We start from the raw sequence: 15,709 nt of genomic DNA on the forward strand, positions 1-15,709 counted from the left end.
GTCGAGGATAGTTTGCAGAGTCTGATGTTGAACATGCAACGAGGCGGCGGCGAAAACCGGTCCTGAGCACCCGCTCGGCACGAAATCATACCGGGGGTCGGTTTCCGTATCGCTTTGCTGTTTGCGATCATGACGTAGTGGACGTGCTGCGGAACACGCCGGCCGGATCGTCGGCTGTCGCGGAGTTCCTCAACGCCGTCCCCCACGGTCCGGCGGGGCTCCTGGTCGAGGGGGAGGCCGGGATCGGGAAGACCCGATTGTGGCTGAGCGGGGTCGAGGAAGCGCACCGCCGCGGATACCGGGTGTTGTCGGCGCGCGCTGGTCAAGCCGAGACGTCGTTGGCGTACGCCGCGGTCGCCGACCTCCTCGAGGACGTCGATCCGGAGATCACCGCGCACCTGCCCGTCGTGCAGCGCCTGGCCCTCGACCGGCTGCTGTTGCGCGGCGACGCCGACGGCCCCGAGACGGACCACCGCGTCGCCGCTGCCGCCGTACTGAGCACCGTCGAGACCCTGTGCCAGGCGGCGCCGTTGATCGTGGCCGTCGATGACGTGCAGTGGCTCGACGTGTGCAGCCGCGACGTCCTCGGATTCGTCGCACGGCGGCTCAGCTGTCCGGTCGGCCTGCTGCTCACCGAGCGCACCGAGGAGTCCCTCAACCACACCGAATGGCTGCAGCTCGCCCAGCCCGACCGATTGCGCCGTCACCGCGTTGCACCGCTTTCCCTCGGTGGCCTGCACGCGATGCTCTCGGAGCGGCTCGGTCGCTCGTATCCGCGGCCGACTCTGATCAGGATCGCCGAAACCTCCGGAGGCAACCCGCTTTACGCGCTCGAACTGGCCCGCGCGATGGCCGAGCAGACCGCCGCGGGCGAACCCACCCTGCCCGCATCCCTGACCGATGTCGTGCGCCGGCGCATCCAGGGCATCGACGAGGTGGTGCGCGACGTGCTGCTCGCCGCGGCATGCGTGGCCGCCCCCACGGTAGACCTGGTGGCCAGCGCCACCGAGAAGACACCGGAGGAAGTGCTCGAGCTGCTGGAAGCCGCCGAAGCGCAGGGTCTGGTCGAGATCGACGGGCTGACAGTACGATTCGCCCATCCCCTGCTCGCGCGCGGCGTGTATTCCGAGGCCGGCCCGGCCCGGCGCCGTCACATGCACCGCAGGCTTGCAGGGGTGATCTCCCAACCCGAGCAGAAGGCGCGCCATCTCGCGCTCGCCGCGACCAGTCAGGACGACGACACGCTCGCCGCCCTCGATGCGGCCGCCAACGCGGCGCGCGCCCGCGGCGCACCCGCCGCGGCCGCCGAACTGCTCGAGTTCGCGATGCGGCTCGGCGGGGACACCGATCTGCGCCGCTTGCAGGCCGCCGCCCATTACTTCACCGCTGGAGACAGCGGGCGCGCCGAGGAACTGCTCGAGAGCACGCTGCCACGGATGCCGCACGGGCCGCTGCGGGCCATCGCGTCCATGCAGCTCGCCGGAATAGTCATCGACCACAACGACTTCCACCGGGGGCTCGGACTACTCGACGAGGCGCTGGCCGACTGTGAATCCGACCAGACCCTCGAAGTGCACTGCCTGCTGTCGCTGAGCATGGCCCAGACCAACGCGGGTGACCACGAACCGGCGTTGCGCAATGCCGACCGTGCCGTGGCGATCGCCGAGCAGACGGGCCAGCTCCAGCTAATCGGACAGGCCCTCACCGTGCGGCTGTTCGTCCGCTTCATCTTCGGATTCGGTGTGGACCAGCAGGAGCTGCAACGGGCCCTCGACGCCGAGGATCCGAACGACGAGGTGCCGCTGCCGTTCCGGGCCACCGTGGTGGCCGGGCTCCTCAACTCGTGGACCGGTCGCCTCGACGAGGCGTACGCCACGCTGCAGGATCTGCGGCGCCGCAGTCTGGACCGGGGCGCCGACCGCGACCTGCTTGCGATCTCCGTGAGCGGAACCCTGCTCGAACTCTGGCGCGGACGGCTCGACGAAGCCGCCACCTACGCCGACGACGCCGTGGAACGCGCAGAGCAGGTCGGCGGGGAGAACTCACGCCTGGTGGCCCTCGGCGTGCGCGCCATCGTCAGCGCCTTCGCCGGGCGGGTGCGGGCCGCCCGCGCCGATGCGGAAGCGGCGCTGGACATGGCCCGGCGCAGCGAGGTCATGCGGATGACGTGGTGGCCGCTCGGGGTGTTGATCTTCCTCGAGGTGTCGCTCGGAAACTACCCGCAGGCGCTCGTCACGCTGGAACCCCTGATGGACGACTTCCTGCGGACTCCGGGCAACGAGATCTTCGGCTCCTTCTTCGTGCCCGACGCGGTCGAAGCGCTGGTGGCGGTGGGGCGAAGCGCCGAAGCGCAACCCCTGATCGAGAGATTCGAGAACGACGGCCGGCGCCTCGACCGCCCCTGGCTCTCGGCGGTCGCGGGGCGGTGCCGGGGGATGGATCTGGCCGCCCGCGGAGACGTCGACGGTGCGGTCGCCGCGGTGACCGAAGCGATGACCCACCACGACCGGTTGCCGATGCCGTTCGAACGGGCGCGCACCGCGTTGCTCCTCGGCCAGTTGCAGCGCAGACAGCGCCGCAAAGAGGCCGCCGCCGCGACGCTGGGTGAGTCGCTCGCGACGTTCGAGAGCATCGGGGCCGCGCTGTGGGCACAGCGCGCCCGCGAGGAACTGGCCCGGGTCAACGTGCGCCCCACGCGCGATCAAGGCCTCACACCATCGGAGCGGCGAGTCGCCGAACTCGCCGCGTCGGGCATGAGCAACCGCGACATCGCCGCGGCACTGTTCATCAGCGTCAAGACCGTCGAGGCCAATCTCGGCCGGGTGTACCGCAAGCTGGGTGTGCGGGGCCGCGTCGCGCTGGCCCGCCGACTCGAAGAGTGAGCGCCTACACCGCCTGCTGCAGGTTCGCCGCCGACGCGGCCGTGTAGATCGCCGTGTACGTGCTGGCTTGCCCCGGCACCCGGATGATGTGCGTGGACTCGCCGCCGTCGGACCACCTGTCGAACGTCAGCTGCGCACCGTTGACCACCTGGGTCGTGGGTGCGCTGAGGACGTAGTCCACGCCGACCACCGCACGCTCGGTGTACGACCCGGTGTACGGCAGCCCGTCGATGGTGAACTTGGCGCCCGGATTGCTCGCCGCCACAGTCAGATCCACCAGATTCGGGTTGATGTCCCGGTAGGTCGACGTCGACAGGCCGCTGCTGTCGGTGACGGTCAGGTGCACGCGGTACCAGGTGCCGTCGATCTGATCGCGCGACCGCGGGATCGTGATGGTGCCGGTGGGTCCGACGATGTTGTCGGCGAACGGATGGGTGTGCTCGTTGTGGTGGAACACCACCGTCCACCTGTAGGCGCTGTCGGGCAGCGACTCGCCATTCGGGCGGTCCTGCGCGTCGGTGCCGATCCCCGTGAAGGTGATCGTATCGCCGGCGTTGTAGGACGAGGGGAGGCTGACGATGTCGACGACCGGCGGGGTGCTGCCCACCGTGATCTTCTGCGTGGTCGTGTTCGTCTTCTCGCCGTCGCTCACCGTCAGCGAGACTGTGTAGGTGCTGTAGGCCCCGGCGGTGGTGAACGTGTGCGACGTGACCGCACCCGTTGCGGTGGTGCCGTCGCCGAAATCCCAGCGATAGTCGAGGGAGTCACCGGCATCGGGGTCATGGGACTTCACCCCGGAGAAGTCGACGGTCAGCGTCTTGTCGGCGGTGGTGGTCTGCGAGGCGTCGAGGACGGCCGTCGGCGCGCGGTTGCCGCCCGAGGGCGAGATCACCGACAGCTCACCGGGATAGATGGTCAGCTGGTAGAGGTTGCTGTCCGCACCTTGGGCGAGATTGACCGTTGCGCCCGCGTTGCCCCAGAACGTCTTGCTGCTGATCAGGCTCGAGTACTGCTCGTCGAATTCGAGCACACGAATCCAGCCCTGGCTATAGTCGGCGATGAACACCGTGTTGCGGTAAGCGTCGGGGAACGTCGTGCCGTTGTAGACGACCACCGAGGTGATCGCCCCCGCATTGGCCGGCGGTGCGGTGTGCCGGTAGGCGTAGATGGGGTTGACCGACGCGCATCCGGTGCAGCTGCCCTCGGCCGCGGGCCAGCCGTAGTTGCCGCCCTCCACCACGAGATTGAGCTCTTCCCAGGTCGCCTCACCCACGTCGGCCACCAGCAGCTGTCCGGTCGGGGTGAAGTTGAGCCGGAACGGGTTCCGGAATCCGTAGGCGTAGATGTAGTCGGCGGGACGCACGGTGGTCGTGTCCTCGTCGACAAACGGATTGTCGTCGGGCACGGAGCCGTCGGGGTTCAGGCGCAGCACCTTGCCGTGGATGTTGGCCAGGCTCTGCGAGTTCACCACGCCCTGGGTGTTGTCGCCCACAACCCAGTAGAGGTGCGTGCCGTCGTTGTCGAATGCGAGGTCACCACCGTGATGGAAATCCTTGGCGTCCTCGGTGGATCGAAGCATGATGTGGGTGCTCGCGACGCTGGTCATGTCCTCGGACAGCACCATGCGCGCCAAGGTGTCGCGGTTGTCCAGACCGGATGTGTAGGCGGCGTAGATGGTGCGGTAGCCGAACTCCCCCTCGTGCCAGAAGTCCGGGTGGACCTCGATACCGGTCAGGCCGCGTTCGCCGCCGGTGGTCGTGGAGATCACCGTCAGCGTGGTCACGGCGCCGGATTCGGGATCGTAGACCTTGATGGAGCCGCCCTTCTCCGCGATGAAGATGCGGTCGATCTCGTTGCCGTGGTGCTTGTTCAGGATCTTGAAGTCCGTCGGCTCGGTGAGGCCGGAGACGATCACGGTCCGGTCGAGTTCGGCCGGCAGGTCGGCGCTGGGTCCGCACTGGCCGAGGAGCTGGATGACCGCCGCGCCCAGTGCACGGCCCTCCGGTGAGTCGCCGAAGTCGTCGACGGCCGTGATGAACATCCGCACCGGCGTGCCCAGCGGCGACGCGATGAAGCCGTCGATGGCCTGGGTAGCCTGCCGGCGGACCCACGCGGCCAGCGCCCACAGTGCAGGCGCCTGTCCTGGTGCCGCCGGAGCCGCCGGTCCGGTCGCTCCCCCGGCCACCCCGCCGAGCAGCGGTTTGAGCACGTTGTCATAGAAAGTCGTGACGGTCTTGACGACCCCGCACAGGCAGGTGACCACCGGTGCCGGGATGCTCGCGATGAATTGCTCGGGCGTCGGAAGGTTGAGCCGCAGCGGCGGTAACCCGGCGAGCTGGGTGCGCGCGGCGCCGACCAGCGCCGTCTCGCCGGTACGCGCGGACGAATTCGCCTCCGTCGCAGGGGGATTCGTGTCAGCGGTGGTGGTGTCCAGCTCATCGACCGCGATGTCGGACGCCGGCACCGTCGGGTCGCCGCCGACGGCGGCCGGATCGGGGTCGGGTGGCAGGGCCGCCTCGGGTGCTTCTGCGGCATTCGAGTCCGGCGTTTGGGGGTCGCCCGGTGGTTCGCCTTCGGGCGCCGGTGGGGCTTCGGCCTCTTCGACGGGCTCGCTGGGTTGTTCGACCTCGTCGACGACCTCGGCCTCCTCGGGCACCTCGAGCTCGTCGTCCTCGAGGCCGTCCCCGATGTCTTCAGATTCTTCGCCGGTTTCTTCACCGGTGTCTTCGATGTCTTTCGACGGGGTGTCCGCGGCCACGTCGCCGCCGCCCGCCGTGGTGGGTGCCTGGTCGGCGCTCGCCGGTGACGAGGCGCCGGCCGAATTCGCGGTCGTCGACGTGGTGTCGTCAGCCCAGGCCACGCCCGGTGTCGTCGCCACCGCCCCGCCAACGCCGAGTGCGATGGCGAGGGCACCGACGCGGCCGATGTACCTGGCATAGGTGGTCGACGCTTTACGGTCGTTAGCTGTCATAGTGGGGTGCCCCCTTGAAATCCCCGTCAGAACGCCGCCGTCAGGCGCGCGGACCTCACTATCGCACCGGGCTCTCAGGAAATTTTGACTTTTCCGTAAGTCGGGAGGACGACTTTGCGGTCAGTCGCTGTAGGTGATCTTGAACGCTCGAGTTCAGTTATCCGCACACATCAGATGGTCCGTCGCCGACACTCCGGTTTAGCATCTTCTTAGCTATCAAATCTGCACGCCCTCCAGCAGCAACATCACGCACAACCGCAAGTCGTTGCAGAGTGCAGCGAAGGGACCGCGCTCAGCCGTCGGCTCCGAGCAGTTAGCTCGCCACGGGTGGCCAGCTATTTCGCTTCGCGAAAGACTTTGCGTGTGAAACTTCCCGTCCGCCTCGGACCGATCGTGGTGCGGGCGCCATCTGCTCGCGTGATCATGAACAGCCATGCCGTCGGAAACCGACTGGAAAGAGTAGGGAATCCCCCAATTCGTCTGCAGCCGATTGCCTCTACGGTGTGAGCATGCTCACTGTCGACGCTCAGACGTCGGGTTGTCTGGCCGAGTGGTATCTGCCGGACCTCACCGAAGATCTGATCGACGCCTTCGTCGCCCGCATCGAATCGGTCACCGCACAGCTGCGCGCCGAGGGCACCGACATTCACCTGGTCCTGACTGTGGCCGTACCCTCCGACGAGGTGCTGTACGGGGTGTTCGACGGGTGCGAACCGGACCTCGTGTCGCGCACCTGCCAACAGGCCGGCCTGGCACCGCAACGGCTCAGCACCAAGGTCGGAACCCGCATCCTGCACTCATATGAGCAGCGTAGGGAAAACCCCGATTCCTGAGGGGCCGGTTCTTGGTTCACTTGACAAGGACTCAGGTGGGATCAGCGGCGGGGCGCACGAATCGCACTGAGTCCGGGTGCGTCGCCCGGGGGATGCGACGTCACAGATGCTTGTCTACCTGCCGTCGGGGCGGCAGGTAGACAAGCTCTGTCCTTTTCCGGCCCAGGTGGCTGGCGCTGTACATCCGGTTGCACCGGATCGTCTTGCCGCGCCGGTCAACTCGTCTCCTCAGGCAGCACCGTGATGGTGACCAGCTCGGCCAGACCGCTGACGGTGAGGATGGACATCAGCAGAGGCGCAGCGATCAGATCGATCTTGTCCGACGCGGCGAACAAGACGTTGATGGCAGCGCTGTCCAGATAGTCGACCGCACTGAGATCGACGGTGAGCGACCCGCCTTCACCGCCCGCCTCGGCGGTGGCACCCGCGAGCGCCTGGCGGAAGGCGTCGACGTTGCTGAGATCGATCTCCCCCGCTGCGGTCAGCACCACCGTGCCGTCGCCGCCACGCGTGGTCTCCAGAGTCAGAGGCATGGGCATCACGTGATCCTCGCGGACAGGTGAACAGTGGTTCCGGCAGCGCCGGCGTTGATGGTGACATCGCGCATGAGGCCCCGCATGAGAGCGACACCCCGACCGCGATGAAGGTCGGGGGTTGCTTTCGGGGGCTTCCATGTCCCGCTGTCGGTGATGGTCAGATGCACCTCGTCGACCAGCGCGGTCGCGCTGAGACTCACCGTCCCCTCCGGCTTGTCGCGGTGGCCGTGCTCGATGGCGTTGGCAACGGCTTCGCCCGCGGCCACGAGCACGTCCATCGTCCGAACCGGGTCCACCTCCGCCCCGGTCAACCACTCGCGCAGGGCAGTGCGAGTGGGTGCGAGGTGACTGACATGCGCGGGAAACTGCAGCTGAAGCGGAGCGGGCCGGCGGTAGAGCAGGAGAACGACATCATCCTGATAACCGGCCACCGGGGCGAGACCGGACATCAGCCGGTTCGCCAGATCATCCAACGTGGCGGCGCGGCCGTCCCGGAAAAGCGCAGCAGCGCGCGAGATCCCGTCGATCAGCGCCTTGCGGCGGCGTTCGACCAGGCCGTCGGTGTAGAGCAGCAGAGTCGCGCGCGCCCGGATGGTCGTACGGGCTTCGGGGCGGACCCAGTTGGGTCGCACGCCCAACGCGATGGTGTGGCCTTCGTCGAGGGTCCGGGTGGTGCCGTCGGCGTCAACCAGGATGGGCGGCGGGTGCCCGGCACTGGAGTACACCAGCTCACCGGTGGCGGGATCGAGCACCGCGCAAACCGCCGTGGTGCCATGGGCGCCGGGAAGCCGCGCGGCGAAACGATCCATCCCCATCAAAGCGGCGCTGGGACTGGGATTCTCGAACAGCAACGCACGGCACGCGCTGCGCACCTGACCCATCACGGTCGCCGCGGCGAGGCCGTGGCCGACACAGTCGCCGACGATCAACGCGATGCGCCCATCCTCGAGATCGACGATGTCGTACCAGTCACCGCCGACCTGGAGGGGCCGGCTGGCCGCCTCATAGCGCACCACGAAGCCGCGCGGCAGTTCGGCGGGCCCGAGGATCGCGTGCTGCAGCGCCAACGCGGTTTCACGTTGCTGGTCGACCTGGTGCACCCGTTGCAGGCCTTGGCCGAGGCGACCTGCCAGCACGGTGAGCAGGGTCTGGTCCTCGAGGGTGAACGGCCGCTGCTCGGCCAGTTCGATCCACACGACCAGGACGCCAGCTGGGTGCTGGAGCGCGATTCCCGCCATGCCGGGCTGAGTCGAGACCGGAGTGAGGAGGTCCCCGGCGCGCAGGGCGTCGAGCATGTCCTGTGTGTCGAACGGCAGATCGGCCCACTGCGCGGGCTCGCCGACGGACACCACCTGAGGAGCCGTGGAGGCACCGTGGGCGGGGAAGGTGACGGCCAGGACGCGGCGCGCCCGCCACAGCCGGCGCAGCTCCTCAGCAGCGGTGTGGACCGCGTCGTCGACGGTATCGGCCTGCGCCAGTTCCTGATTCAGCGCATGTTCGCGACCGGCGGCCAACGCCAGCGCGATCGCCGCATGGCGAGCGAAGTCACTGACGAGGTCGAGATAATCGTTGCCGAACGGAGGCTGCTGAGGGTGGCGGGCGACGGCGATCACGCCGAGGACAGTGTCATCCGCGATGAGCGGGATCACGATCGCCGAACGCTCACCGACGTCGGTGAAGCCCTCGATCGGATACTCGAAGGCGCCGGTGATGAGCGGTAAGCCACGACGTGCGACGCCTCCGGTGGTGGACCCGTCCATCGGGACCTCCTGACCGATGACCTGTGAGGCGTACCGGCCCGCCGTGGCGGCGACCACCAGGGTGTCGGGACCATCGGCGAGGAGATCCGGTTCTTTCGGGATCAGCAGGATCGCCTGCTCGGCGTCGGCCAACTCCAATGCCCGGTTCACGATGAGCTGTAACGGTCCCGTCTGGGGATTGCCGGACAACAGGGCGGTGGTGATCTCGCGGCTGGCCTTCGTCCATCTCGCGGATTCGCGTTCGCGCTCGAAGAGCCGCGCGTTGTCGATGGCGGCGGCCGCCGCGGTCGCCACTGCCCGCACGGCGCCTTCCTGCGAGTCGGTGAACACCCGGTCAGGTCTGTCGTCGCCGATATAGAGGTTCCCGAAGTGGGCTCCCCGTACCGTGATGGGTATAGCCAGGAGGGCCCGTAGCGGTGGGACGTCACCGACCGGCTCCGACGCATACGGCGACGCGAGCAGGTCGTCGATGCGGAGACCGTCGCCCACCGGCAAGGCGCTGAGCCGCCGCACCGCGTCGTCGTCGAGGCCGTGGCGCAGGAAGGAGATTAGCTCTCCGTCGGTTCCGCGGATCCCCAGCGCCCCACACCGGGCGCCGGTGAGTTCGATGGCCGCACTGACGATCCGATGCAGGGTCACATCGAGGTCCAGGTCCGAACTGATCTCGACGATGACACGGACGAGTTGTTCGAGTTGGTGGCGGGCCGCCGCGAGTTCGTCGAGCTGCTCGTGCAGGACGTCGCGGGCGCCCCGCGTGTCCGGGTCGGTCTCCCCCCTGTCGTCGTCCATGGGTACAAAATAACGGGCAGGTACGCCCGCGCGCGGTCGGTAGTGCGATCTTCGTGTCCAGGCACGCGCCGAACTCAAGACGCTGACGTCGAACCGGCGTCACGCTCTCCGGTACGGCGCGCAGTTCCCCGGGTGCGTGACCTCCGGCGGTGACGCGGGCTCCGGCAGCGGCAACGTGACGGGGTCCGCGCCGAGCGTGAACGGCTGTCCGTGGTGGGTGAGGGCCATCGGCTCGCCGCCCTGCAGCGCATAGGTGGCCTCACGGGCGGTCACGTCTACCGCCAGACAGCTGCCGCGCCAGAGGATCCGGAACTTCAGACGGTGCAGCGTGTTCGGGAGCGCCGGGGCGAACGTCAACTCGGTTCCGCGTTGCCGCATTCCGCCGAACCCCGCCACGCAGACCATCCAGGTTCCGGCCAGGGCCGCGATGTGCAGGCCGCTGGACACATTGTGGTGCAGGTTGTGCAGGTCGATCAAGGCCGTCTCGACCAGGTAGTCGTAGGCGAGCTGTAGGTGGCCCACCTCGGCCGCCAGGACGCCCTGCCCGCACGCCGACAACGAGGAATCCCGGACCGTCAACGCTTCGTAATACTCGAAGTTGCGGGTTTTCTCTTCGGCGGTGAAGGCGTCGCCCCGCAGATACATCGCCAGCGTGAGGTCGGCCTGTTTCACCACCTGGGTGCGGTACAGCTCGAAGTACGGGTAGTGCAACAGAAGCGGATACGACGAGGGCGGAGTCCGCGCGAAATCCCAGTGCGCCAGCCGGGTGAAGCTCTCCGACTGCTCGTGCACCCCGAGGTCCGGGTTGTACGGCACCACCATGTGCGTCGCGGCGTCGCGCCATCCCGCGGTCTCCTGGGCCGTGACGCCGAGCCGACGAGCCTCCACCGGGCGGCGCGCGCACACGGCGACCGCCTCGGTGAGGTTGTGCTGCGCCATCAGGTTGGTGAACAGATTGTTGTCCACGAGCGCCGTGTACTCGTCGGGGCCGGTGACGCCGTCGATACGGAACTGTCCGGTCGAATCATGGTGGCCGAGGCTCATCCACAGGCGCGCGGTCTCGACCAACAGCTCCGCGCCGTAGTCGGTCTCGAACTGTTCGTCTCCCGTCGACGCGACGTATTGCGCTGTGGCGTAGGCGATGTCGGCCGTCACATGCGGCGCCGCGGTACCCGCCGGCCAATACCCGGAGCATTCGTCACCGTTGATGGTCCGCCAGGCGAACATCGCTCCCCGGTGGGCGAGTTCACGGGCCCGCCGTTTGGCCCGCTCCAGCGTGGAGTGTCGCCAGCGCAGCGCCGCGGCCGCCGCCTCCGGCATCGTGTGGGTCAGCACCGGCAGAACGAAGATCTCGGTGTCCCAGAAGGCGTGTCCGCCGTATCCGGTGCCGGTGAGGCCCTTCGCCGAGATGGGCCGGCTCTCGCCCCGCGCGCCGGCCTGCAGGACCTGGAACAGTGCGAACCGGATCGCCTGCTGCAGTTCCACGTCCCCTTCGATCTCGATGTCGGCGTGCGACCAGAACGCGTCCAGATATTCGCGTTGCCGCGCCACCAGTTGGTCCCAGCCGGTCTGCTTCGCCTGGGCCAGCGCGGCATCCACCTGCGCCCGCAACGCCGGCGTGGACCGCCTGCTCGACCATCCGTATGCGACGAACTTCGTCATGCGCAGTACGTCGCCCTTGGCGAGGTCGACCGCGACGGTCATGCGCGCCAGATCCTGTTCGGCGTGCACGGTGCACACGTTGTCCGGCACGTTGTCGAGTTGGTGATCCATGGCCGACGCGACGCGTAATCCGGACCGCCGGGTGTGATGGACGAGCACGGCCGAACGCTTCTGGGCCGCAGCGAATTCCGCGACGAGCGGTCGATCGAGCGCAGCGGCGAGCCGCGGGTCGCTGCCGGGTGGGGCCACCGCCTCGTTGGCCAGCAGATCGGACTGCACGACCAGTTCCAGGTCGGAGTCCAGCGGCTCGACCTCGTAGCGGATCGCGACCACGGCGCGCTGGGTGAACGAGACCAGCCGCTCCGATCGGATCCGCACCGACCGCCCGGTCTGGGAGGCCCAGATGGTGTCCCGGCGCAGGGTCCCCGTGCGGAAGTCCAGGACGTGTTCGTGTTCGATCACCCGGCCGTAGCGCATGTCCATCGGCGCGTCTTGGACGAACAGCTGGATGGTCTTGCCGTTGGTCACGTTCACGATGGTCTGCCCGTCTTCGGGGTAACCGTATCCGCCCTCCGCGTAGGGCAATTCGTGATGTTCGTAGAGCCCGTTGAGGTATGTGCCGGGCGTGCCGACCGGCTCGCCTTCATCGAGGTTTCCGCGCAGGCCGATGTGACCGTTCGAAAGGGCGAAGATCGACTCGATGTCAGGCAACACGTCGAGATCGAAACCGCACCACCGCAGTTCCCACGGGGCGATCTGGAATTCAGCCCGGGCCGTCATGGCGCCTGGCTGAGCACTTTCGCCTTCAGCGATTCGAATTCTCCCTGCGTGATCGCCCCGTCGTCCAGGAGCGCCTTGGCGTCGGCGATCTCCTGTGTGGGCGACCGGCCCGCGACCTCGCGGATGTAGTCGTCGGTCGCCTGTTTACTGGCGACGGCCGCCTCCCGCGCGCGTTCGGCCATGCCTCTGCCGCGAGCGATCAGATAGATCAGCGCGGTCAGCCATGGGAACACGATCAGGAAGAAGACCCAGATGGCCTTCATCCAGCCCGACGTCTTGTGGTCACGCCAGAACAAGTCCACCAGGATCTGGAACAGGACGAGCAGATACGCGATCCACGCGAAGATGATCAGGAAGTGCCACAGAAAATCCCACGTAGGCCCCCAGTCCATTCCCCCTCCTCGTGTGTCGGACGGGCATTTCGACCGGTTTCCAGTGAATCACTTCATCCTTGCTTGCGTGGCGGATTGTCTGTCCGAATCGCCGCGACGCGGACAGCTGTCGGCGCGATAATCGACCACATCGTGGCCGACACCGAACTGATCGCACCCAGGATCATCGCGGGGAACCGAGATGGATTCCCGCCGGTCACGCGGCGCCACCGGCACAGGTGACGATCAGATGTCCGACGCAACACTGAGCCTGGTGATCGTCGGCGTCGCCGTCGCGTTGTTCATCTGGAACCGGCTTCCGGTCGAGGTGGTCGCGATCGGTGTCGCGTTGGTGCTCTTCTTCACCGGTCTGGTCGACACCCGAACCCTCTTCAGCGGATTCGGCGACGCGGTCATCGTCTTCATCGCATCGCTCTTCGTGGTCAGCGAAGGCCTTGGCGCATCCGGTGTCACCGCGTGGGTCAGTGATCGGCTGGCCCGCCTGGCCGGACAGGGCTACGCCCGGCTGCTGGTCACCGTCTTGACGATCGGCGCTGTCGTCAGCGCCGTGATCACCGTCAACGGGGCGGCCGCGGCGCTGGTTCCGGTGACGGTGGCGGTGGCCCGCCGCGCCCGGATCCGGCCGTCAAAAGTGCTGATCCCGTTGGCGTTCGGCTGCAGCGCGGGAGCGCTGCTCACCCTCGGCGGCAGTCCGGTCAACGTCCTCATCTTCGAGGCGTCCCGCGACCGCGGCGAGGGCGGTTTCGGCTATTTCGAGTTCGCGCTCATCGGTGTGCCGCTCGTGCTGGTGACCATCGCGGTCGCCGTGGTTTTCGGGAACCGCCTCCTGCCCGATCGGGAGTCGACGACGCTGCCGAGCGACTTCAGTGACTACCTGCCGCGCATCGTCGAACACTGGGGGCTGGACCGGCGGCTGTTCCGGCTGACGGTGGGTGAGGGGTCAGCGGCGCTCGACGTGCCGGTACGCGACCTCGTCGCGGGGCGCGACGGGGTCACGCTGGTGGCCACCGAGACCCGCGCGGGCCGGGTGGCCGACGATGGTCACCGCCTCGCACCCGCTGACGTGCTCGTCGTCGAAGGCGACGACGACGCCGTCGCCGCGTTCGCGGGCCAGGCCGGGTGTTCGGTCGACGACGTGGCCGGCCGGTCGTACGACAAACTGGTGGGGCGCGAGTCCGGCCTCGCCGAGCTGGCCGTCCCGCCACGGTCGGACCGATTGGGAGAGAAGGTGTTTCCCGGACACACCTGGGACGGGCTGACCGTGCTCTCGGTACACCGGATGAACGCCGATGTGGGCACCCGCGTGGTCGAACTCGCCCAGGGCGACGCGATCCTGGTCCATGGCCGGTGGTCTGCCATCGACCGGTTGACCGGCTCGGGCATGCTCGTCGTCGATACGACCGAAGACGTTCGCCGTCAGACGGTGGCGCTCGACCATTCGGCACTCCGGGCGCTGGCCGTGCTCGCCATGATGGTCGGTTTACTGATATCAGGCGCCATGCCGCCGGCCGTGGCGGCGTTGCTCGCCGCGCTGGCGACGGTGGCGTTGCGGGTGGTGCGTACCGAACAGGTGTACCGCGCGATCCCTTGGCAGACCATCATTCTCATCGGCGCACTGATCCCGTTGTCCACGGCCATCCAGACCAGTGGAGCGGCCGAGCTGATCGCCGCCCCGATCGTCGAACTGGCGGGCAATCGCAGCCCGTATCTCGTGCTCACGGTCGTGTTCGTGCTCACCGCACTGCTCGGGCAGTTCATCTCCAATGTGGCGACGGTGCTGGTCGTGGTCCCTATCGCGGTGGCGGCCGCCACCGAGAGCGGCATCTCGGTGCAGGCGATGCTGATGCTGGTGGCGCTGGCCGGCGCGGCGTCGCTGCTGACTCCGATTGCCACGCCGGCCAACATGATCGTGCTGAACCCCGGCGGCTACCGGTTCAGCGACTACTGGCGGCTCGGGATCGTCACCATGATGGCGTGGTACGTGGTCGCCATGCTGGTGGTCCCGTTGTTCTGGCCGCTGCGTTGACAGCGTCTGTTTCGGAGTTTTTCGTCGGGTCCTTCCCGCACGGCGCTTCATCGTCGACTATGGAGTGATGACGGGGGCATCGCAGGGATCGTCGAACAAAGTCAGCATTGTCGGGATGGGCAGCGTCGGCACCGCCATCGCCTATGCCTGTCTGATCCGGGGGTCCGCCGGGGCGTTGGCGCTCTACGACATCAACAGCAAGAAGGTCCGCGCGGAACTGCTCGACCTCAACCACGGCAGCCAGTTCGTGCCGCACTGTCCGATCACCGGATCCGACGACATCGCGGTCACCGCCGGCTCGAGGATCGTCATCGTCACGGCCGGAGCCAAACAAGACCAAGGCCAGACGCGATTGGACCTGGCGACCACGAATGTCGCGATGGCCCAGGCGTTGACGCCGGAGCTCTTCGAGCACTCGCCCGGCGCGATCATCATCTTCGTCACCAACCCGGTCGACGTCGTCACCTACGCCGCCGTCACCGCGGCGGGCACCGACGACGGACGCATCTTCGGTTCCGGAACGGTGTTGGACTCCAGCAGATTTCGTTACCTCATCGCCCAGCGGGCCGACCTCGCCGTCGCCAACGTGCACGGGTTCATCATCGGCGAGCACGGCGACTCACAGATACCCCTGTGGTCGAGTGTCTCGATCGGCGGGGTGCCTGCCGAGAACTTCCGCGTCGACGGCAACGTGGTGTTCGACGAGCCCACGCGCAACGCAATCTCCGCCGAAGTGGTCAACGCCGCCTACGAGGTTATCGCCGGCAAGGGGGCGACGAGCCTGGCCATCGGGTTGTCGACCGCCCGCATCGTCGAGGCGATCCTGGGTGACCAGCACCGTGTGTTGCCGGTGTCGACGGTGCAGCGCGGCGCCTACGAGATCAGCGATGTCTGCCTGTCGCTGCCGACCGTGGTGACGGCCGCCGGCGCGGGCCGGGTGCTCGAAGTACCGCTGTCGGTGTCCGAACTGCTGAGCCTGCAGGCGAGCGCCGCGACCCTCAAACAGGCCCAGGCGTCGCTGGGCCTGTGAACATCGGAGGCGCAGATCGATAAACGACGAGGCGCGCTGCCCGATCTC

General features: G+C 67.7%; 9 protein-coding genes. 4 read left to right on the forward strand and 5 right to left on the reverse strand.

The annotated features are described in order from the left end of the window. Positions 1-137 precede the first annotated feature (137 nt). Positions 138-2,882 carry a helix-turn-helix transcriptional regulator gene (locus tag G6N30_RS16750; protein WP_134054657.1) on the forward strand — a complete coding sequence of 915 codons (2,745 nt, stop codon included), beginning with the start codon at positions 138-140 and terminating at the stop codon, positions 2,880-2,882. Between the two features lie 4 nt (positions 2,883-2,886). On the opposite strand, the gene G6N30_RS16755 is transcribed toward G6N30_RS16750, so the two are convergent. Continuing rightward, a complete protein-coding gene (locus G6N30_RS16755; protein WP_134054659.1) occupies positions 2,887-5,853 on the reverse strand; it encodes a PQQ-dependent sugar dehydrogenase in 2,967 nt (988 codons plus the stop codon). 509 nt (positions 5,854-6,362) lie between these two features. Between G6N30_RS16755 and G6N30_RS16760 the strand changes: the two genes are divergently transcribed. Continuing rightward, positions 6,363-6,686, forward strand: a complete 324-nt coding sequence (locus G6N30_RS16760) for a hypothetical protein (protein ID WP_134054661.1) — start codon at positions 6,363-6,365, stop codon at positions 6,684-6,686. Positions 6,687-6,901: 215 nt separating this feature from the next. On the opposite strand, the gene G6N30_RS16765 is transcribed toward G6N30_RS16760, so the two are convergent. From G6N30_RS16765 to G6N30_RS16780, 4 genes are all read right to left on the reverse strand, one after another. Next, the gene (locus G6N30_RS16765) at positions 6,902-7,225 is read right to left on the reverse strand and encodes an STAS domain-containing protein (RefSeq protein WP_134054663.1); all 324 of its coding nucleotides are present in this window, start codon (positions 7,223-7,225) and stop codon (positions 6,902-6,904) included. Next, the gene (locus G6N30_RS16770) at positions 7,225-9,771 is read right to left on the reverse strand and encodes a SpoIIE family protein phosphatase (RefSeq protein WP_134054665.1); all 2,547 of its coding nucleotides are present in this window, start codon (positions 9,769-9,771) and stop codon (positions 7,225-7,227) included. The genes G6N30_RS16765 and G6N30_RS16770 overlap by 1 nt, the downstream gene beginning before the upstream one ends. A gap of 99 nt (positions 9,772-9,870) precedes the next feature. Continuing rightward, positions 9,871-12,213 carry a glycoside hydrolase family 65 protein gene (locus G6N30_RS16775; RefSeq protein WP_134054667.1) on the reverse strand — a complete coding sequence of 781 codons (2,343 nt, stop codon included), beginning with the start codon at positions 12,211-12,213 and terminating at the stop codon, positions 9,871-9,873. After that, entirely contained in the window at positions 12,210-12,605 is a 396-nt protein-coding gene (locus G6N30_RS16780) for an SHOCT domain-containing protein (protein ID WP_134054669.1), read from the reverse strand. Before G6N30_RS16780 ends, G6N30_RS16775 begins: the two co-directional genes overlap by 4 nt. 229 nt (positions 12,606-12,834) lie before the next feature. On the opposite strand from G6N30_RS16780, the gene G6N30_RS16785 reads away from it, so the two are divergent. Both G6N30_RS16785 and G6N30_RS16790 read left to right on the forward strand, forming a co-directional pair. After that, on the forward strand, positions 12,835-14,631 hold the full coding sequence (locus tag G6N30_RS16785; RefSeq protein ID WP_134054671.1) for an SLC13 family permease: 1,797 nt from the start codon (positions 12,835-12,837) through the stop codon (positions 14,629-14,631). Between the two features lie 115 nt (positions 14,632-14,746). Then, positions 14,747-15,661 (forward strand): L-lactate dehydrogenase, encoded by a 915-nt coding sequence (locus tag G6N30_RS16790; protein ID WP_234880159.1) that lies wholly within the window; start codon positions 14,747-14,749, stop codon positions 15,659-15,661. The last annotated feature ends 48 nt before the right edge of the window (positions 15,662-15,709 follow it).

The organism is Mycolicibacterium litorale (genome assembly GCF_010731695.1).
Classification (GTDB): Bacteria; Actinomycetota; Actinomycetes; order Mycobacteriales; family Mycobacteriaceae; genus Mycobacterium; species Mycobacterium litorale.